The organism is Caballeronia grimmiae, assembly GCF_022879615.1.
Taxonomy (GTDB): domain Bacteria; phylum Pseudomonadota; class Gammaproteobacteria; order Burkholderiales; family Burkholderiaceae; genus Caballeronia; species Caballeronia grimmiae.
In genome coordinates this window covers 388,512-406,530 of sequence record NZ_CP084275.1, presented here as the reverse complement: position 1 = coordinate 406,530, position 18,019 = coordinate 388,512, and the positions used below count along the sequence as shown (strand labels likewise).

Annotated in this window: 26 protein-coding genes; 3 read left to right on the top strand and 23 right to left on the bottom strand. The window is 58.0% G+C overall.

What is annotated here, in order from left to right; all coding sequences use genetic code 11:
• Window positions 1–212: 212 nt before the first annotated feature.
• The 3 genes from LDZ21_RS28370 to LDZ21_RS28360 all read right to left on the bottom strand — a co-directional run bounded on the left by LDZ21_RS28370 (window position 213) and on the right by LDZ21_RS28360 (window position 2,274).
• Window positions 213–467: a hypothetical protein gene (locus LDZ21_RS28370; protein ID WP_244797524.1), complete on the bottom strand. Its 255-nt coding sequence runs from the start codon at window positions 465–467 to the stop codon at window positions 213–215.
• Between the two features lie 79 nt (window positions 468–546).
• On the bottom strand, window positions 547–885 hold the full coding sequence (locus LDZ21_RS28365; RefSeq protein ID WP_244797523.1) for a hypothetical protein: 339 nt from the start codon (window positions 883–885) through the stop codon (window positions 547–549).
• A gap of 447 nt (window positions 886–1,332) precedes the next feature.
• Window positions 1,333–2,274 (bottom strand): tyrosine-type recombinase/integrase, encoded by a 942-nt coding sequence (locus LDZ21_RS28360; protein ID WP_244797522.1) that lies wholly within the window; start codon window positions 2,272–2,274, stop codon window positions 1,333–1,335.
• A gap of 308 nt (window positions 2,275–2,582) precedes the next feature.
• Between LDZ21_RS28360 and LDZ21_RS28355 the strand changes: the two genes are divergently transcribed.
• A complete protein-coding gene (locus LDZ21_RS28355) occupies window positions 2,583–3,182 on the top strand; it encodes a hypothetical protein (RefSeq protein ID WP_244797521.1) in 600 nt (199 codons plus the stop codon).
• Between the two features lie 127 nt (window positions 3,183–3,309).
• Here LDZ21_RS28355 and LDZ21_RS28350 read toward each other — a convergent pair whose 3' ends face one another.
• The 6 genes from LDZ21_RS28350 to LDZ21_RS28330 all read right to left on the bottom strand — a co-directional run bounded on the left by LDZ21_RS28350 (window position 3,310) and on the right by LDZ21_RS28330 (window position 7,226).
• A complete protein-coding gene (locus LDZ21_RS28350) occupies window positions 3,310–4,152 on the bottom strand; it encodes a cysteine protease (protein ID WP_244797520.1) in 843 nt (280 codons plus the stop codon).
• A gap of 396 nt (window positions 4,153–4,548) precedes the next feature.
• On the bottom strand, window positions 4,549–5,097 hold the full coding sequence (locus LDZ21_RS28345) for a hypothetical protein (RefSeq protein WP_244797519.1): 549 nt from the start codon (window positions 5,095–5,097) through the stop codon (window positions 4,549–4,551).
• Window positions 5,098–5,211: 114 nt separating this feature from the next.
• Window positions 5,212–6,003, bottom strand: coding sequence for a hypothetical protein (locus LDZ21_RS28340; RefSeq protein ID WP_244797518.1), 792 nt, complete (start codon window positions 6,001–6,003; stop codon window positions 5,212–5,214).
• A 119-nt stretch (window positions 6,004–6,122) separates the two neighbouring features.
• Window positions 6,123–6,587: a hypothetical protein gene (locus tag LDZ21_RS28335; RefSeq protein ID WP_244797517.1), complete on the bottom strand. Its 465-nt coding sequence runs from the start codon at window positions 6,585–6,587 to the stop codon at window positions 6,123–6,125.
• 145 nt (window positions 6,588–6,732) lie between these two features.
• Window positions 6,733–6,864: a hypothetical protein gene (locus tag LDZ21_RS31235; RefSeq protein ID WP_280519447.1), complete on the bottom strand. Its 132-nt coding sequence runs from the start codon at window positions 6,862–6,864 to the stop codon at window positions 6,733–6,735.
• A 23-nt stretch (window positions 6,865–6,887) separates the two neighbouring features.
• Entirely contained in the window at window positions 6,888–7,226 is a 339-nt protein-coding gene (locus LDZ21_RS28330; protein WP_244797516.1) for a hypothetical protein, read from the bottom strand.
• 253 nt (window positions 7,227–7,479) lie between these two features.
• On the opposite strand from LDZ21_RS28330, the gene LDZ21_RS28325 reads away from it, so the two are divergent.
• Window positions 7,480–8,400, top strand: a complete 921-nt coding sequence (locus tag LDZ21_RS28325) for a hypothetical protein (RefSeq protein WP_244797515.1) — start codon at window positions 7,480–7,482, stop codon at window positions 8,398–8,400.
• Between the two features lie 65 nt (window positions 8,401–8,465).
• Here LDZ21_RS28325 and LDZ21_RS28320 read toward each other — a convergent pair whose 3' ends face one another.
• The 5 genes from LDZ21_RS28320 to LDZ21_RS28300 all read right to left on the bottom strand — a co-directional run bounded on the left by LDZ21_RS28320 (window position 8,466) and on the right by LDZ21_RS28300 (window position 12,354).
• Entirely contained in the window at window positions 8,466–8,942 is a 477-nt protein-coding gene (locus tag LDZ21_RS28320; protein WP_244797514.1) for a hypothetical protein, read from the bottom strand.
• Window positions 8,943–9,123: 181 nt separating this feature from the next.
• The gene (locus LDZ21_RS28315) at window positions 9,124–10,929 is read right to left on the bottom strand and encodes an adenine nucleotide alpha hydrolase family protein (protein ID WP_244797706.1); all 1,806 of its coding nucleotides are present in this window, start codon (window positions 10,927–10,929) and stop codon (window positions 9,124–9,126) included.
• Between the two features lie 163 nt (window positions 10,930–11,092).
• On the bottom strand, window positions 11,093–11,308 hold the full coding sequence (locus tag LDZ21_RS28310; protein WP_244797513.1) for a hypothetical protein: 216 nt from the start codon (window positions 11,306–11,308) through the stop codon (window positions 11,093–11,095).
• 18 nt (window positions 11,309–11,326) lie between these two features.
• A complete protein-coding gene (locus tag LDZ21_RS28305) occupies window positions 11,327–11,959 on the bottom strand; it encodes a hypothetical protein (RefSeq protein ID WP_244797512.1) in 633 nt (210 codons plus the stop codon).
• 71 nt (window positions 11,960–12,030) lie between these two features.
• Window positions 12,031–12,354 (bottom strand): H-NS histone family protein, encoded by a 324-nt coding sequence (locus LDZ21_RS28300; RefSeq protein ID WP_244797511.1) that lies wholly within the window; start codon window positions 12,352–12,354, stop codon window positions 12,031–12,033.
• Window positions 12,355–12,602: 248 nt separating this feature from the next.
• Between LDZ21_RS28300 and LDZ21_RS28295 the strand changes: the two genes are divergently transcribed.
• Window positions 12,603–13,460 carry a hypothetical protein gene (locus tag LDZ21_RS28295; protein WP_244797510.1) on the top strand — a complete coding sequence of 286 codons (858 nt, stop codon included), beginning with the start codon at window positions 12,603–12,605 and terminating at the stop codon, window positions 13,458–13,460.
• A 70-nt stretch (window positions 13,461–13,530) separates the two neighbouring features.
• On the opposite strand, the gene LDZ21_RS28290 is transcribed toward LDZ21_RS28295, so the two are convergent.
• The 9 genes from LDZ21_RS28290 to LDZ21_RS28250 form a co-directional block, all read right to left on the bottom strand.
• Window positions 13,531–13,878, bottom strand: a complete 348-nt coding sequence (locus LDZ21_RS28290) for a hypothetical protein (RefSeq protein ID WP_244797509.1) — start codon at window positions 13,876–13,878, stop codon at window positions 13,531–13,533.
• A gap of 34 nt (window positions 13,879–13,912) precedes the next feature.
• On the bottom strand, window positions 13,913–14,170 hold the full coding sequence (locus LDZ21_RS28285; RefSeq protein ID WP_244797508.1) for a hypothetical protein: 258 nt from the start codon (window positions 14,168–14,170) through the stop codon (window positions 13,913–13,915).
• Window positions 14,171–14,281: 111 nt separating this feature from the next.
• On the bottom strand, window positions 14,282–14,761 hold the full coding sequence (locus LDZ21_RS28280; protein WP_244797507.1) for a hypothetical protein: 480 nt from the start codon (window positions 14,759–14,761) through the stop codon (window positions 14,282–14,284).
• A 156-nt stretch (window positions 14,762–14,917) separates the two neighbouring features.
• Window positions 14,918–15,172 (bottom strand): hypothetical protein, encoded by a 255-nt coding sequence (locus LDZ21_RS28275; RefSeq protein ID WP_244797506.1) that lies wholly within the window; start codon window positions 15,170–15,172, stop codon window positions 14,918–14,920.
• Window positions 15,169–15,618, bottom strand: a complete 450-nt coding sequence (locus LDZ21_RS28270; RefSeq protein ID WP_244797505.1) for a hypothetical protein — start codon at window positions 15,616–15,618, stop codon at window positions 15,169–15,171. The genes LDZ21_RS28275 and LDZ21_RS28270 overlap by 4 nt, the downstream gene beginning before the upstream one ends.
• Before the next feature lie 183 nt (window positions 15,619–15,801).
• Entirely contained in the window at window positions 15,802–16,029 is a 228-nt protein-coding gene (locus LDZ21_RS28265) for a hypothetical protein (protein WP_244797504.1), read from the bottom strand.
• A 14-nt stretch (window positions 16,030–16,043) separates the two neighbouring features.
• Entirely contained in the window at window positions 16,044–16,778 is a 735-nt protein-coding gene (locus tag LDZ21_RS28260; protein ID WP_244797503.1) for an N-6 DNA methylase, read from the bottom strand.
• Between the two features lie 94 nt (window positions 16,779–16,872).
• Window positions 16,873–17,475, bottom strand: a complete 603-nt coding sequence (locus LDZ21_RS28255) for a hypothetical protein (protein ID WP_244797502.1) — start codon at window positions 17,473–17,475, stop codon at window positions 16,873–16,875.
• Between the two features lie 8 nt (window positions 17,476–17,483).
• A complete protein-coding gene (locus LDZ21_RS28250) occupies window positions 17,484–17,918 on the bottom strand; it encodes a hypothetical protein (protein ID WP_244797501.1) in 435 nt (144 codons plus the stop codon).
• Window positions 17,919–18,019 lie beyond the last annotated feature (101 nt).

Sequence of the window (18,019 nt, the reverse complement as noted above, 5' to 3'; positions counted from 1 at the left end):
AAATGCATCGGTTTCTCCTGTCAGGTTGTCTTGCAGGAGGTGATGACGCACGCGGGACAAGAAACCGCTCCCGGCGCTTGTATCGGTGGGTGGGTTGGTCGACAGCAGGGGCCGGCGGTTATTTTCGTGCGTGGAACATATCCGTTCAATAAGATAACGGAACAGTCACCATGAAAAAACTTGCTCTCGCGACCTTTCTTGCGATGCCAGGGTCATTCGTAGTTTTGGCGGTCTTGTGTTTGCATCCCCGGACGCGAGCTGGGATTGTCGATGCGGCCGGTTTGAACAGCCTCATCGCAGCGCTGAATCGCCATGCCATTTTGTTGCTGCTTGTCGTAGGCCTGTGTGTGAATGCGCAGATAGATGAACGAACGAACTGAAGTAAAAGTCAGAATCCCCCGGCTCGACGCGCGGGGGATTTTTTTCGTCGGTCGGAGGGCAAGCAACGGCGGAAAAACAAAGAGCATGACTCACGGCTACACGGGGTGTCCGCGTCGACTAGGGCCCTCAGTGTCACTTGAAGAAGTTCTGAGTTGCGCACGTGCTTTACCGCTGCTCATTGAAGCAATAACGGAGGTTACCGGTTGCGTCGGGCTCGCCGCAGCCAGCGCCTCGAAGGTGTAACTTGTCAGATGCCGTCTGCGTGGCATGCGAAAGCCGGGACTGGGTCTCACGCGGCAGCGCGCTGGTCGCCTCATCGGCTATGGAACTTGCCTGCGTCTTCGCGCCTGCCAGGAAGGTCTTCGCAGCATCAACCCAGTTCAGCATCGACTCGACCGATGCGCCGTTTGACGAAACCTTCGATTCCGGCGCGGCAGCCGTCGGATTGCGATCGTCCAGGGCGTTCGAGACGAAGTGATAGCCGCAGCCCGCGACGAGCAGCATTAGGATCAGACGCATGCAGTAGCCTTGTCGGTAAGATATCGTGTTGATATTTTATCAGTATCAATCAGATACTTAAAGCGTACGCATATAGCAAGGGTTTTGGAGCAAGACTATGTCGAAAATACGTGGACGGTCGTATCCCGCTTTTTCGACATAGTTTTACTCGGCAACGGTTTTCCGACATAGTATTGCTGTGCTGACTCTAGCGGTGCCGCGCATTCGCTAACCCCGGAGTAAAGGTGCTTGCGCCCACGTCGGGGATTTGGTCTAATCTTTCACATGGCAGCGGCGACGCTGCTCCCCCATCCCTCCGATGCTTGGCTCGCCAGGCGTTGTGGCGGATCTCCTGAAGTTGGGAAACAACCGAAAGGTTGAACTTGCGACCACGAGGCCTGCCCCTTAAAAAGGGCAGGCTTTTTGGTTTGTGGGCGTCCACCGCCGCGCCGACTACCGCCGCTCAGAAGCCTGCTTCCACTTGCTCCATGCAACCTTCATTCGTTCCGCAGTAATCAGTGCGAAGCCGAGACTCTCGCTTACAGCGACTGTGCTCGCCCCGGACTCGAACATCCCAGCAACGAACGAGTTGCGCATGGTCTGAGGGCTGGCCCGCTCCGGCCGCACGTCGGCGACCCCGCTCGCACAGACAATGGCTTCCGTGATCCGCAACATCGTCACAGAGTGCATAGGGCCGCCGTCCACCTGACCCGGAAACAGTGTCGTTGACTGCGTGCCACCCTCGTTCAGACCGCTTGTACGCTCCGCAAACCAGCGTCGCAGCAGGCCCACCGCAAACGGCTCCGGCATCGTCCTGTGTGAGTAGCGAGACTCTTTCTTGTCGACTTGCAGCCACGGCTCACCCTTGGTCGGCATGCAGCTAACAGTCAGCCCCGCGGCCTCAGATACCTTCAGCCCGGCTCCGAGAAAGGTTGCTACGATGGTTCGGTCCCGAAGCTCACGCCATCTGGACATCTGATCCGGAGCTGAGATCGGGGACACCAGATGCGCAACGAGCATCTCCCGCTCCGTCGGCGACAGGAAACCGGTTGGGCGGTTACCTTCTACCGCTTTCCAGGCTGCGCCGGCCTCCTTCATTGCAACGGCTGCCGGATTCAGGAAGCCCCGAGGGGGCTTGCCGTCATACATCGCTGTCAGTGCGCGCTCGATCAGCTTTCTATATCGGTCTCTCTGGCTTCTGTTATCTGGTAGCCCTTCAAGGAACAGGCTGATGTCTGCTGCGCTCAATCGGCTTAGACGTACGTGTCGATCTGACAAGAAATCCACGAACTTACGCCATTGCACCCTGTAAATATCAGCCGTGGACGTGTCTAGCTCGGGCGAACCCAGTCGGCCGGTTTGTAGACTCCGCAACCAGTTTTCGAACGCCTTCATGGGATCGGCCTCCCACTCTGAAGGCGCTGTAGGGAACAGACTTGACTGTGTCATCTGGGGCATGGATATGTCGTGGGTACGGAAAGCGCCGACTGTTAGCTGCGCCATTGGAGTTGCTCAAATACTAATCACATTTGCGACGTGACGCCATAGTGCTCCGGAGTAAAACCATGTTGAAAATGCCAGATCGAAACCGACGCGCCGGTTGACCGACGCCGTAATCTTCTTTCTACGCAGATCGGCCTCATGCGTACGTCTTCCTGGAAAGCATCTCCTGCCGCACGTTCAACTTTCCACGGAGATAACCGATGAGCAAGCAAATTTCCGCAGTTGTGGCACAAGTCCTGGCAATGGCTGCGTCCGTCGAGCACGTTCTTATCAATGACACGTTGGCGAAAGTTCAGGTCGCCGAGCCGGCTGGCATCGACGGGACTGACGTGCTGTTTCTTGACTGGTTCGATCGGACCGGGATGGAGATGTCGACGCGCTTCAACGAAGAGAACATCGCCGCTGGTCGCTGGGTCGGGGACGCCTTCGTCGCACAGGATTTCGAAGGTGATGCCCACTTTCTAAAGTTCCCGCAAAGGGTTTTCCTGAAGCCCGACCTCCCTGTGCCGCTTGGGGACAACTTCGAGAAGCATCGGGGCGAGCTATCGGCGGGATTGCAATCCCTTTCGCAAATGCGCGACGGGAACGCCGTGATTCAGGAGGTGATCAACCAGCTTTCTGCGCTGCTAGCCGGTGCTCCCGCTGATCTGTTTGCAACGCTCTTTCCTGAGCAGCATGCAGCGATGCTTGCGGTTCACGAGATCAATGTTCTTTCGGAAGCAGAAGGAGGCTACGACTGGAACAGGCTCTCACCCGCGCTTTCGGGCATCAGCAAGGCGCTCGGCCACGTTCGCGAATGACCTGAAAGTCGTTTCTTCCTAACCAACCTAAATGCCCCGCGAGTTTTGCTCCGGGGCATTTTTTATCTGGTGGTTCCTGAGAAATAAAAAGCCCACCGGACAGGAATGTCAGGTGGGCTTGGGTGGTTTAGGCGGAGGCCCGCGGTTCAAGAACCGTGACCTTCTTGGGGACCATGACGGTCTTTTCGACAGGCGTGTATTCCTCGAGCAAGTCGATGAACGCTGACCTTATCTCGTCACACGCTTGATCAAAAGCGGTGACAAGTTCGACACGCCGACGCAACTGATCAATCGACCATTCGGCAAAATCCTCGTCCTGATCCAGTGCGCGACCGGAGTACGTTACGAGATGGCGTGGCGACTGGGCGAAATTAACTCGTCCTCGGTCACCTTCCGCACCGCACCGGCCGCAGCGATTCCCCAGTGTGCAGTCCTTCAGCTCACGTTTCAGCCTGGCGATCAGCGTCAGCTTTTCGTCGTCTGAGAGCGTGAGAGCTTGAATGGCCGACTGACCAAGATACACCTTGTCGAACCATGCTGAATTGCTCCGGAGGATTTCGGCGCCGATGATGGCCTCTGCGCCTTCCAGCGGTTTTGCAACCCGCTTGAAGTTGCGTTGACCACACGACGGACACCACGACTTGTGTTCGGTCGACTCGTATCGGGAGTGGTACACGACCAGGAAGCCCCCGCTCCGCCCATTTGTTCCGATCGTGTAGTCTCCGTGCATCGCCCTGGTGAAATTGGCGATCGGCTCATCAATGTGGTCCCAGTAGTCCTCGACGCCGAGCAGCTTGTAGGCCGCATCGACCTGTTCACTGGTCAGTCCGAGACGATGAAACTTGATGCAGTGCGCGTACGAAGTGCTTCGACTGTTCACGTTTAAAGTGTGGTAGCGCTCATGCGTCTCAAGGAACGAGATCATGGCTTTGCGGGACCGACGGTCGACAGCTTTTACGAAATGAGGCATGAAGATCTCCTGAAAAGGAAGGAAAAGACCCCTTGCGAAGGCCTGACGACGAGGTATGGCGAACACAGGCAGTGAAAGCGGCCGAAAAGAAAAAACCCTCTTCTCACGCATGGCGTAGAAGAGGGTCTGGGATTCCTGACTGGAAGGCTGGAATCGGTTATAGAGGCAAGGGTTCTACGCGATGCGTAACCCATTGGCCATTAATTCGCAGGTCCGTGAAACGGCAACCGTTGAGGACGTAGATGTAGGTGTTTCCTGCCGAAGCTCGCGATACCATGTTGGGATCTCCTGATGGGATTGACTTTGCGACTTGGAGATGGCCAACAGGGAAAGAGAAGATGAAAAAGCCCCCAGTCGCACAAGAGAAGATGTGCGCGCTGAGGGCGGACGTTAGGCCTATTCCGAGAAAGCGATCGTTGCGATCTGCTGCGGCTGAACGAGTGCGAATGTCTCGGGCTCCAGAGGCGTCCAGACCTTCCACATGCCATCGACCATTTCGAACGGGCCCTGCGCGATGAAGGAACGACCGTTGGCGAGCTCCACTCGTGCTGTCGATACGTCGCTGTTGCGGCCGAGCGTTTTCCTTTCGGCGTCACTCAGCCCATCCACCGAACATCCTTCCGCCAGATACTTAACGAGAGTTGTAGCCGGAGCGACAATCTGTTCGGCGACGGCGATGAGTCGAGAGGTAATGCCCTCAAGCGCTTTTTCCCGCAAGGGCTCCCGCGCATAAGCGAGCTTGAAGTCGACATCCATGTCAGTGGGCTGGATCGAATAGCACGGCTCCCACGTGTCCCCACTCCATTTACTGATCTTGGCCTTGCTCTGATAATCGATCGAATCCACCGTGATCTCGATGAGCATGAGCGCCCCCGCGAGTTCGATCAGCTTTCTGAAAAAAACCTGTTGACCCGAACGGCCGAGTTGCGTGTCGATGACTTTCACTTGAATCTCCTGAGAAGGGTTGACGATGCGATCAGGAGATGACGCACACGCAATGCGACGATCCGGCAATGAAAATGCCCCGTCGTCGCAACGATAGGGGCATGATTGATGCGTTTAAGCCATGGCTGACATGGTGTCGCGCAAGGCCTGCTGTGCGAGTTCTATCGTCCGCTGATACTGATCGGCCGTTTTCGGCCCGGCCTCGCAAATCCCATCCAGTTGGCGAAGTCGTGCGAGATACTTCGCATACTCCCTGTCGATCGACCGCGATCGGATATGGAAAAGCCGCGGATCGGCGTGTACGGTTTCGATGAACGTTTCCTCTGTGATCTCGCCGGCGCCGAGACTGGCCATCAGCAATGCATGTTGCAGATACACCGGGCGCCATGCCGACTGATGCGTTGGAAGAGCGTACAACGTACCAGAGGGGTCTGGCCAAACGACGTTCGAGTTCAGGAGCTGGGAGCAGGCGGAGCCGCACGCATCGAAGGGAGCGTCGATGGAACGAAGTTCGCCATCGATCACGTCGAACCACGCGTGACTTCGGTTGAACAGGCGGTCATCAACGATCGAGTTCTGCGAAGGGCCAAACACCACATACCCCGTTTCGCCGAAGACACGCAGAAAACGTACGACAAGCGTGCCTGGGACCGAAGTTGCCCGCCAGCATGCGTGCCTGAGATAACTGTCGATGCCAAAGCCCGATACTTCCCTGGGAAGTCCACTGTCAATCTTTTGATCGACAACGGATACCTGCCCGCCAGCCATCATAAGAACGTAGGCTGCGCCCTCTTCTACCGCGAATGCTTCGGGCAGGCACAACACGCCGAGCAGCACCTGGCCCGAATCGGCGTGTCGAACCACGAGTCGACCGCTGGTCGGTTGATGCAATACAAAGGATTTCATGACAAATCTCCGTGTCGTTGATTAGGCCCATGGTTATGCGGCACAGGTTGACCTAAGGTGATAGGAGTGACAGTCAAAGAAAAACCCCATCGGCTATGAGCGCGATGGGGCTTATGGGGTTAGTCCTGGAGGATGGCGTGTCCAACGGCGTCATCCCAACGGCGGGTGCCGTCGTCGATCAGCGCGGCGATCCGTTCCGGCAACTTCTTGAGAAAGACGCGGTCTGCGACGGTTTTCAGGAAGCCTGTCTCCTCGGATTGCACGAGTAGGCGAAAGCAGCGATCCAGCGGGTTGTCCTCGATGACGAGGAACCCTTTCAGCTTCGAGGTATCGACCTTGAACTGAAGGGCCGCATCCCGGCTGCCCAGCAGTTCTTCCGGAACGTCGCGATAGACGATGTGTTCGATGTCGGCGCCTGCATCCACCAGAAGCTGCCAGAGCGTGCGTTGCCCGTCGGGGGCGCGGAGCACTTCGACCAGTTCGACCAGGTGAAGCAATGCGGCCGAAGCGATCTGCGTGCGATCGATCGGAATTTTTGCGGCAACGAATGCCGTTTCTTCTGCTTGCGAAACAACCGTGTTCATACTCGATCTCCTGAAGGGATAGTGGGCGCATAGGGGACTTGCGATCGCCTAGCCCGTGGAGATGGCGCACACGAACGTAGAATGAAAAACCCCGTCGACGCCTGATCTGGCGACGACGGGGTATGGGAAGTTAGGATGCCGGTCTCTACTGACAACTCTCGCACGAGCCGTCCAGCGGGCAGGCGTTCTCCTGAGGCGTGATACCCGCGAGAAAGTCATCCTCCGCGGTTTCCTGCGTTTCGCCTTCCGGCTGGTTACTGGCCTGATTCGGTTCCATGAAGTGGTCCCTATTCTGCATGGTCAAGTAGCCGAAGCTTCCACCTCGCGGCCACCGATGGTGACGACCGCGAAGTGAAAAACGGGCTCGGCCGGACTGACGACGCCGTCGCTTGTGCTCGACGCCAGTACTCCGCCCTCGTTGACGCTGTATTCGATGAATTCACGTTCGAAGTCGGTCAACCTGATCCGGTCACCTCGTGCTGTGAGTGCTGCACCGTTGTGGAAGCGCCCTCCAGATCGAACCATGTCCGGTGTGATCGCAAGAGCAAGCTCGAAATTGTCCTTCCTCCCGTCTGCATAAGTCCGAGTAGCGCGGACCTCGGCAAGATCCCCTACCGTTCCAATCTGTGCGACTTTCAAAGCGTTTCTCCTTTTGGTAGCCCTGGCGCTCCGGATATGCGCTACATCGCCCTGTATGTGGCGGCGGCTAATAACGCGTAGGCATACGATGCAAGTATTGATATACTTGCTCACGGGTTTTCTGTTTCCTGCCGCTCGCCCTTGGTTTCCAAGGTGGTGAAAACAGCGTGGTAAAGCTTTCTGATGCCCAAGTCCATATGAACCGGCGTCGACAATTGCGAGCACTCGAAATGCCACCGTTCAGAAGGAAATCATGGGTCTGGAATCCTATAAGGTGCGTGCGTCGCGCCTCGCCAAACATCTCTACGAAAACTTCGGGTTAAGTCTTTCCGCGAGCGAACGCCTGATTGCGATCGCGGCAGAAGAAGGCATCCCCCGCGCAAACTGGAATGTGCTTGCTGCACGCGCGGCCGACGAGCCGCCCGTCGCCAATCAGTCGGAACTCGTCGCGGGGGCCGCTGGTTCAGGGAAGAGCGTCTATGCGAAGCGGCGGCTGGTCGAAGCTGTCGCGGCACAGCGACCGGTATTGGTAATTTCACCCTTCAACGAGTACCAGCAACTGGTCAAATCGATGGGGGGCAGAGAATGCGTCGTCAGCCCTGACGGCGAAGTAACGATGTCCAAGGGCATCTCGAATATCTGCCTGCTGACGTGGGACGGGTTTGCCGCTAAAACACCGCGAATCGCTGCAACCTGCAAGGACCTTGGGTTCCAGAAGCCAGATCTCAGAGAGATCTTCCTCGTCGCCGACGAAGTCCAGTTGTACGCTCATGAGCTGTGGTTCCTGAAAATGCTGAGCGAGCTCGCGATTCACGAGTGTGCGACGGTCACACTGGTCACGCAGGATGCGCAAATGGCCGTCGTGCCCGCGATCGCGGCCAAAGTAGAAACCCTCCGACTGTTCAGGCACCATGACTTCGCCGCTCGAAGGCAGTATGGGGATCTGATGGCGGACCAGATGCGCGGGCTCGGTACAGGACAGTCGCTCGCGAAGAGAATCAAATTCCTCCCGGCGGCATCCGAACGGGACCCTTCGGAAAGGGGTGGTTCTGAAGTGGTGATGCCGGCTCTGCAAGACTCCATGGCACAGGTAGTGATGAACATCATGGGTGAGATCGAGACAGCCCTGGGTCAGTCGGAGCGGGTCCGGACAGATTTCGATGAAGCCAATTAGCAGAGCCTGCCGTGAAAAAAGCCCCGGGTTATTCGGGGCTTTTTTATGAACGTTTCTTCTGCGCACTACATCTCGTCAGCATCCTCCCAGCACCAGCAACCGGCGCCGATCGGATACGCAACGATGTCGGCCGCGTCCACGTGAATCCGGACGGATGCAAACACGTAGTCTTCGTCGTCGCCTTCGAGCCGCGCCACGAACGCATCGCGGTCGGCATCGAAATGCATGCAACCAATCAGCGTCGCTAACCGCGTGGCCTCCTCCCGCGTAAAGTACGGCATTGCCCACCCGTTCCAGCGACGACCGTCGCTATAAGCCGGGAGCGAGACCCCATCGTCAAGCCAATCACCCGTGACGTTCACGCGAGCGAACGGCGCCGGTTGCGCGACCGAGAATTTCTGATCAAACTCGGCCCGGTTCATCCGGTGCAGAAATCCACCGCCCTGCGGGAAAAACTCTACCTCGTCTCCCATTTTTGATACTACGATGCGGTATCCGTCCGCGTCCTGATACTCGCGATCGGCTTGCAGGTCGTCAGTCATGTTGCTTGTCCTCTCGGTTAGGTTTTGGCTTAACGAGCTGGAATGAACCACATCCGTAAGTAAGGCTTGCCACCCGCCCCTTCAAGTATGCCAGGGTGATGCCGCGGTGTAGTGATGGCGCTGAACATGTAAAAAAGCCCGGCTTCTCGAAGGAGAGCCGGGCTGGTGGGTTAGACAGGCATCAGGCCGCCATCGAGAACAGGTCGCCCTGGATGACTTCTGGTTCCGGGGCCTCGCCGATCAGTTTGCTGTGTTCCGCGTCGCTGATCGAGTGCTTCACGAGATACGCGTCGAGTTCTGCCGCCGTGCAATTGAGTCTCTCGGTCAGATGCGCGAAGTACTGGCCCCGCTTGGCAATGTGCTGATACCGCGCCGCCATGCCAGACGGAAGCTTCACGATCTCCTCGTTGAGCCAGAATCGTGCTGATTCGATCGCCGAATGTCGCCGGCTTTCGATCATCATCGATTCATACTCGCACGTGACGAACTGACAGGCTCTTTCTGCATCGACCTCGAGCCCATCCTCCTCCTCGAACCACACCGTTCGCTCGCCGTTCACCTGGCGGTGCGACAGCGGACGTTCGGGGTGAAGGTAGGGGTTCCACTGCTCTGCCTTGTAGTCCCGCAGGCCGTCGGTCGGAGCGTCGCGGTCAAAACTGCCAACCGGAAACCACCGCTTTGCCGGGATCGGAGACTTGGGAAACGTCTCCAGTTTGGGTACCGGGAACCGCCTCCCCAAGATTCTGATCTCGTACCACAATGAGACCGCAGGAAAAGCATGGGGGGCGTAGTGATGCATCGACCATTGGAAGTCAACAGCGACGAGCTGTGCAAGCGAGACGTTTTCGAACTGGGGCGTCGTTAGGCGCCGGTTCTCGCGCGTGTCAGGCACTCTGCCAGCACAGATATCGGCGTCCATCTGTTCCGCCCTTTCCTCCTCGAGAACGTCCAGGGTAATTAGATACGCCAAGAGGTCTCGCCTGAATCCCAGGCTGTAGACATCAGGGCGCACGGGCAAATACCCGGCCTCGCTGATCTGCCTTCCCACCAACTCCCGTCTGCTTAGGTCATATTGCGTAGCCATCAGGAGGTTGCGGAAATCGTTGAGCCCTCGCATGTACTGGTGCCTGGGTTCTCTCAACATAGATTCCATGCTCTTGTCCGACTGGCCAGCGATCGTGCACACCCAGCAACCAAACCTGGGACCACAAGGAGCCTTGTTGCCTCCGTCGCCCAGATTGATCCCACATGCGCCTTCATTCGCTTCGCGATAAAGCTCGAAAAGTCGATAGATGCTCGCTCCGTCCGTGAAGGTAGGGAAAGGCGCCGTCGTCGGGTCCAGAAACAGCTCCAGCAGATCCCAAACGTCCTGCAACTCCCATTCAGCGATCAACGAGAGCGACAGCCGACCATTCACATCGCGCACTGGAACAACGGATGACTCGCCACGTCGCGACATTTTGACTGCCCGAACTTTCGATTCACTGAACCTGGTACCGATGACAGCAATAGGCTCGTGGAGCCCTCTGGAAGTCGCGCTCTTTAATAGCTCGGATGCCAAACGTTGCTGACTCCTGACCTTCCAATCGACGCTGCATGACCTGTGCTTAGAGTTCTCTGGGAACCGCGGCAAAGTCCCCCGACCGATTGTGCTAACCACGAACGAAGAAGCGATCGAAGGGTGAGCAAGCTTCACCTCTATTGGCAGAGCTGTCTTCCATGCGTGCGCGGTGATTTCGTCATGAATGTCCAGCAGGTGGCTTTCCATCGCAGGGTTCTCCACCCCCGTCGATGCGCTCGTGACATAGTGTGTAGATTGCTGCACGCCCTCGAGCTTGGCACGGCGAATCGCCTCCATGCAGAGCAACGTGGTTGTCATCGAATCTTTCCCGCCGGACAGTGCCATGGTGAAAGTTGCGCCCTTCCGAATCAGGTCAAGCACTACGTTGATTGCAGCCTCGATCTTTTCCATTATCCAGATCCTCATCACTGAAATCGCGGTGCTCTCCCTTGCGGGAAGCTTCCCGCAGGGTGGTTAAATTGTCGTCGTCAGGCCTTGCGGCCCGCGTTTTCCGTATGAACGGTGATGAGTGACAGGCAAGAGGAAAAGAAAAAGGCCGTCTCGATGATGAGACGGCCTCGTAGTGCTGCTAGTTGGTAGGGTCGATGATCCCGTGTGTCCTCGTGCTGCGAGCGAGATTGGCAACCGGGATCGTTCTGGAGCCGCCACCGTCAACCTTCACGACAGCGAGCTTTCCGCCAGCCTCAAGCTTCTCGATCTCACCTGAGAAGTTGACGACGTCTGGGTCATGCAGGCATCGACGAATCACCGCGGCGTTGAAGACAACACGATCGTTTGGGCGCATGTGCCTCTCCGTCCGGGATCAGATGCGCGCGGCGATCGCCGCGTGCGTGAACGGAGAGGGATAGCCAAGTCCGCCGGCGAGCCAGCACTCCTTGCGAGGTGTCCTCGAAGTCTCGGGGACGTAGTCGTGCACCGGCCAACCATACGCGGCACGGAGCTCCGCAGCGAACGTCACGGCGGCGGCATGTTGGGCGAAGTCGCCGATGCATTCCACTCCGCCGAATTCACCGTTGTGAATCTGATGCGCGTAGACCGAATACACCTGCGGGTCTTCGTTATTCACCTCGATGCAGCTACCCCACGGATTGCCCGGTTGATGGTCCTCGCGAACGCCCTGAATTTCGAGGGCATCGAAAAGATGAGAGCGTCCGGTGATCACTTTGTCGGCGTAACGATCCGCGAGCTGATCGAACTTCGACGCGGCGTCCAGCTTCGAGAAGTCTCGAGCCAAGGCCATATGAAGGATGCTGCCGACCAAAACCCAACCAGCATCGCGCCGGGCGCTCTTGGGGAAGGGGATGCGATGACGTACCACCTCGTCGAACTCGGACGCGCTGTCGAACTGCGACCAGCCATCTTCGGATGACCAGAATCCTGCGCCTGTGTTGGCTGCCTCGGAAGGCGAAAACAGCATGAAACGGGTATCTTGCATTTTGAATCTCCTGAGTGGATAGAACTTGCATCCAGGAGAGGCAAAACAGGTACGTGTAACTTTTGAAGCGGCTACACCTTTTCGGGCCACCAGGGCTGAGGCGGATGTTCCCGGATCAGGAAGTCGTCGAGGTTGCGCCCTTGCAGCCACTTTGGGCGCGGACCGTGGCCGGTCCAGGACTTCCCACTCGACGGGTCATAGTATTTCGCGGGTGCACGGGCCTTGCGCCCCTTCGCGAACCCCAGGGCGGTGAGCACTTCTTTTTCGCTGATCCCATATAAATCCACCTGCTCCTTGAAGGCGGCAAGCGCCTCCGCCTTCTCCCGCTCTTTCGCCTCAGAGAGAAGCAGGTTGACATGACCTAGTTGCGCACGAAGCTCTCGAATATTGCTCATGAAATTCAAATTCTCCAGCAGAAGGCAGGATTTTATCCAGGTTGAACGGGCGCATGCCGACACACAAATACCTTGCGCTTGATCGCCGCCTGATGCCAAAATTGCGGCTGGCTCTGGCAGGAGCCCGCCACCCGTCGTAGCAAAGCTGTATCGGCACTGCCTGTAACGCACATCGCACCGAGTGCAGGTTACTTTTCAGATTCACGCTGGTAGACGGGTGACGGTGGTGAGAATCCGGAGAGCCAACCATGCATCAACCAAAACGCCGCCCGGCTTCGATTGAAGCCATCAAACGCGCCGCCAAGGCGATAAAGAAAGAGAAGGGAATCCAGCATTCCGAGGCGCTGAACGAGGCGTCTCGCGAATACGGCTTCGACAATTTCCGGCATGCGCAGAACGTCTTACCCCGCACCGGACAAGGTGATGGGGCGATGAGCCGCTTTCCGCTTACTCTCTGCGCATACTGGTACGAGCGTGAGTCTCGCACCCGCGGGCGGGAATCGCTGACGATTGAGTTGTCGGCGAGGTGGAATGACCTGATCGCGATACGCCAACTGGATGACGCCCGCGGGCTTGTAGGCATGCGGCCTGAGCCGTCCACGGAGCAAGGTGATCGAACCTCTGTGCTTAGCCGTCAGCATTCGTACCGCGATCAGGCTGAAGCCCGTGCGGTTGTCTGCATGGCCGCCAGAACGCTCCAGTTCATCGACGCAACCAGGCTGCGCCCGTCATCCGGTCGCCGGCGGGCATACCCGAACGGCCGACATCCGAGCGCACTGCATATCCCCAGTCAGGACCACACCGACATCTGGATGGACGCCGAGGGACGATATCTTGTGACGGATGAGCCCTACAGTGCGGAAACAGTCTTCGTCGACAAAGAGAGGCTTGCGTGGGGCGAACGCTACGGCTTCTCCTTCGCCAAACCATCGTGGGCCGGAATGCATGCGCCATACGGTGGGACCGGCCTCATCCTCGGCTCGCGCAACGACACGGGCGTTCCGCTCGAGCCGATCGTCGCGGCGCTCGACGCACTGCCCGCGCCCATTGACGAAAATGAATGGAGCGGCGAATCGACGAGCTTTGTTGAGCTGGCGCGAGCATAGGAGCGCGTTGCAAAAGAAAAAGGCCACCAGACTGGAATGTCCGGTGGCCACAACAACGTTAGTCAGTGCGTCAGTGTGCAAGCCAGCCACGTTGCGGATCGTAGGTCGCGCCCTGGAACGAGGCGAGGAGCCCGATGTCCAGCTTCCTGAAGTCGTCGAAATACGCGTTGACGGCCGCAACGATTTCCTCTGGTACGTCGCGTCCTCCCCTGCGCCTAACTTTTCCGACCGATGTCATGACTTCCCGCTCGTAGGTTTCCCAGTCGCAGCGCCAGACCGTCTTACTGTCGCGAAAGTCCTTTGCGTAAAAGTCGGCCGTCAAGAACCGCACACTGATCGTTTCACCGGCCAGCGGACCAGCCAGCACCAGAAAATCCGCTTCCGCCCTGTACGTCGACTTCCATGAGACGAGTGCCATTGAACCTCCCTGAATGCATCGATTTCGGCGCGCGTTACTGCGACAGCTCCGGGTCGTTTTCAAGGTGCTTTGCAGCATCCGCCCACGCTTCGTCCTCGGTCTCGAAGTCGAGTGCCGCGGTTTCTACGCCGGACCAACCAGGCTGACATAAGGTCCACCACCAGCGCCCGCACAGTGCACCGTCGAAACGACCTCCGCAGTGCATCCGGAACCCGGCGCGGGTCAGCGCGTCCTTGTCGACCGCCTGGTCTTTGCCCGACTGGGCGGGGACAGCATCGTTCATATTGCTCATCGCGTTCTCCTGTCTGAATTGAACATACGGAACGTGATGTGAGACAGGCAGCATGAAAAAAGCCCGCCGCGGTTGAAGAACCGGGCGGGCGGGGCAAATTGGAAGACGTGGCTAACCGCAGACCTTCTTCAATCCGCGGTCGACCAGATCTCCGTCGTAGGAAATTACGACTTCAATGTTCCTGCACGAAGCCTCGATGGACCCCAGCGTACGCGCGGTGATCAGATACCCATTTTCGTCAGACTGGCTCGCCTGACCGTAGAGAATGGCGTTCTGCACGACAGCCGCGAGGACCCGCTTGCCGCTCGAGTCGTCCGGCCAGCTTGGCGCGACCGTGTTTCGAGGTTCGATCCGGCCGCCACACACCCGGAAGTGCTGGTAGTGGTCGCCGTGCGATCTGACTGCGATTGACTCGCAGCCATTGAACCTGCCGACATAGATGACCTGTGCGTCACTTCCGTTAATTGTTGCGAGGGTCGTCTGGTGCGTCTCAGCGACCATTCCGACGGTTTCATTGAGATCACCGGCGTGTGCAGCGGTCGCCAGAAAGATACCTACGATTGCGGCAAGCAGTTGGATCAGCGTATTCACGACCTACTCCTTTGATTGACTGAACGCCTTTGGGATGTCGAACACGCGGGATGAACGCGGCCATGGGCACGACCACGTTGTTCTGCCATAAGAAAAAGGCCACCCTGCGATGAGGGTGGCCAGATACTGCTGGAATTCTACAATCGGTTCGGGTTATCAGCGTTTCCAGTACGGCAGCAGATCCCTGTGACTGCCGAAGGGTTTGAGGCAGCAGACGCAGCGAGCGACACCATCTTCCGATTCCAGCTCAAGGGATTTCGCGGTGTCGCCGCACGTACGCGCCAACGCACGAGCTGCTGGATTGCCTTCTCGCGTCGCCTGAGACGCATAAAACGCCTCCTGCTCTCGCCATTGGTTGGCTGCTGCGAGAAGGTGGTCTCTCCGGCTGGTGGATGCCTCGGCCACGCTCATGCTGCCACTCCCGAAAGAAACGAGCCGACAAGCTGGCCAGTCTGCGCCAGGCGGACAATCTCAATGGCTTCGTCTGGCCTGTACAGCGCCGACTCCTCGCCCGTTTCGGGGTTCGTGACCCGAACAAGCATCTCGCCGTGCAGTTCCGCCGATGTGGCAACGACATGCAAGCGAATCTTCTCGAGCGTAAGACGGTCAGGCTCGATCGTTCCGTAGAACATCTGCCAGCTTTCGCCGCCCTCCGGCTCGCCAGTATGATCGGGTTCAAGGTGCAGTCCGGAAGCATCGACCAGCCACACGTCGAGACCCAATTTCCGGGGCGGCGGGACATCCGTGAGAAATACGGCTCCAGAGCCCGTCCGGTCGAAATGCTCGGATAGCCCTTCAAAGACGATGTTTTCGCGATTCGACGACGGCGTCGAGTGATACAGCAAACGGTTCCGCATGACATTCTCCCAGGGTGGTTGACATAACGGGAGAGTGATGAAGCACACGCGCACGTAGCGGGCGGATACTTGGCAGTGGGATGAGGATCATCTCGATCTGGTCAGCACGCGTGGAGGCAACCCAGCAACTCACCACAAAAACAAAAAGGGGTGTGACTTGAATCACACCCCCTCTACTACATCTCAGACGGCGAGCACGACTGCCGCGGTTGGGTCCAACCGTTGTGCTCCGCCCTCGACTCCGTCCGGATGGGCCAGGTCGTATGCCGTTGCGTAGTGGACCCTGTCCAGCCCCATCAGGTCGGGAGGAGGCATCGTCCTGTAGCGCCCATCAACGTGATCGCGTTGTGCGTCACGCCTGGCACGCACGCGTATCTCCTCGATCGCTTTCTTCCGCTGGTCGTGAAACATCGCGCCCTCCCTTTTTACGCGTTCTCAGAAACAACACCGGCTGACTGCGCCGCATTGCGGAGCATCGCCTGCCTGTACGGTGCATTTGCCGGTGCCACTTTGATGCCGGGTGCCGATGCGTGAACGACGATTTCTTTCGGCTGATCGACGCGCAGGCTGTCGCCGCAGAAGACGATCACTTCGCCCACCTCGATCCGGTGGACAGCGCAGTTGGCCAGAAACTGAATGGCCATCATGCGAGCGCAAATGCCGTCTATGTCGCAGCCGACAAAGCTCCATGACTTCAGAGCTGCGGGGCCTTGCGCATTCAGGATCGTGTGCGCGGTGGCGAGCATCATGATGCCGCTGCCGCACGCAGGATCGCAAGCAACCGCCAGGCGCCCGGCGTCGATCTCAGTTGACCAAGGCTCAGTGATCGTCGCCATGAGAGCTGCTAGCGGCCAGGGAGAAAAGAATTGACCCAAAAGCTGCTTTCCGCCGTGGCTCGCAAGTTCCTGGTAAAGCGGACCAAGAATATCGAAAAACGGCTCCTCTTCTGCGATTGCAGCGTCATACGCCGAGATCGCGCGAGCTATCTTGCTTCGAACATCGTCGGGAACAGTCATCCATGGCTTAAACCCCCATGTCACAAGGATTTCTGCGAGAAAAAACCGCATCATCTCGCCGGGACGATGACGATAGCCATCATCCAGTTCACGAGCAATTGACTTGACTGCTTTTGTCGAATGGTTGGAAACGATACTGCCCACATACACCTCCGAAGGGTTATTAACTTGCCTTCGGTGATGCTTTTTAGGCGCGAATAAAAAGCCGCCCCTTGCGAGGGGCGGCTGGGTAAAACGTTTACGAAGCGCAAAAGCCGAGTCGCACCGCCTCAGTGGCGCAAAAAGCGCGAGCCCCGCGGCGCATGTCGATCTCGAGCGCCAGGTCTGCGAACAGCGCTCGTGGGGATCGATAGCCAAGTGCTTTAGCCCACGTGTTCATCGAATCAAAGGACTCGAAGGCGAGCGGATCAGACGCGTTCAGCCGCCGATGATCGATGCACAGTTCTCGCTCGCGGAATGCGGCCGACAGATGACGCGTGAAGCGCGTCAGGAGGCTGCCGGCAGTGTCGCGGGCCATCAGGGCGCCATAGTAGGCACCCAAGGCCAGAAACACCGTCTGAAGCGCCTGAAAGCAAGCCAGCGTCAGTTCCTCCTTGCGAAGATTCGCGTCGGCGCACAGCTTCAGAGCCGCCTCGCCCTGATCACGTACATCCTTTGGCACCCAATCAGGATGGGGCACAAGGCGCTCCGCCGTCCACATCCGGTCGATGATTTCGCCCAGCGGGGCAGAAAGCACCTTCCAGGCGTGATTGTGCAGACGCAACCGTCGTTGGGCGAGATGGAACTTCGCAACCGCGTCGCTCAACGCATCGCGCAGGCTTTTGATGTTCTGGGCGTTCATCAGCCACCTCAGATTGCGAGTGCCAGAGGCTGCGAGATAGCGGTCTTTGCGGCGCCGTCGACGATCGCATCGCGACGCTTTTCCGAAACCAGACGGCCGAGTGTTTTCAGGAACGCGGCCTGACCGCTCTGCTCCACCAGCGCGTCGAGATAGACGTAGCGGTTCTGATCCCCGCAGTAATCCCGTCGCCCGTTGCAGGTGCGATACAGGATGCGGGGTACGCCCCCTGCGCGGAGGCCCGCGCTGCCGATCTGCACATAGATGAAATCGGCATGCAGCGTGACCTCGCCCATGACTGCATCTCCGCCCTGATTTGATCGGAGGTCAAACTCGCCGACTTTCAGGTTGAGTGCCGTGGCCAGAGAACGCAGGAAGGCCTTCCCAGACCTATGGAGGGAGCTTTTCGACGGGGACTTGATGAGAACGTTGGGGATCTGAAGCATGGATATCTCCTGGGAGGTTGAGGGAAAGGCGGCCTTTTGCGATGACCGTGCCTCCCGGAATGCGTATCACGGACCAGCAATACACAACTACCACGTAGTAA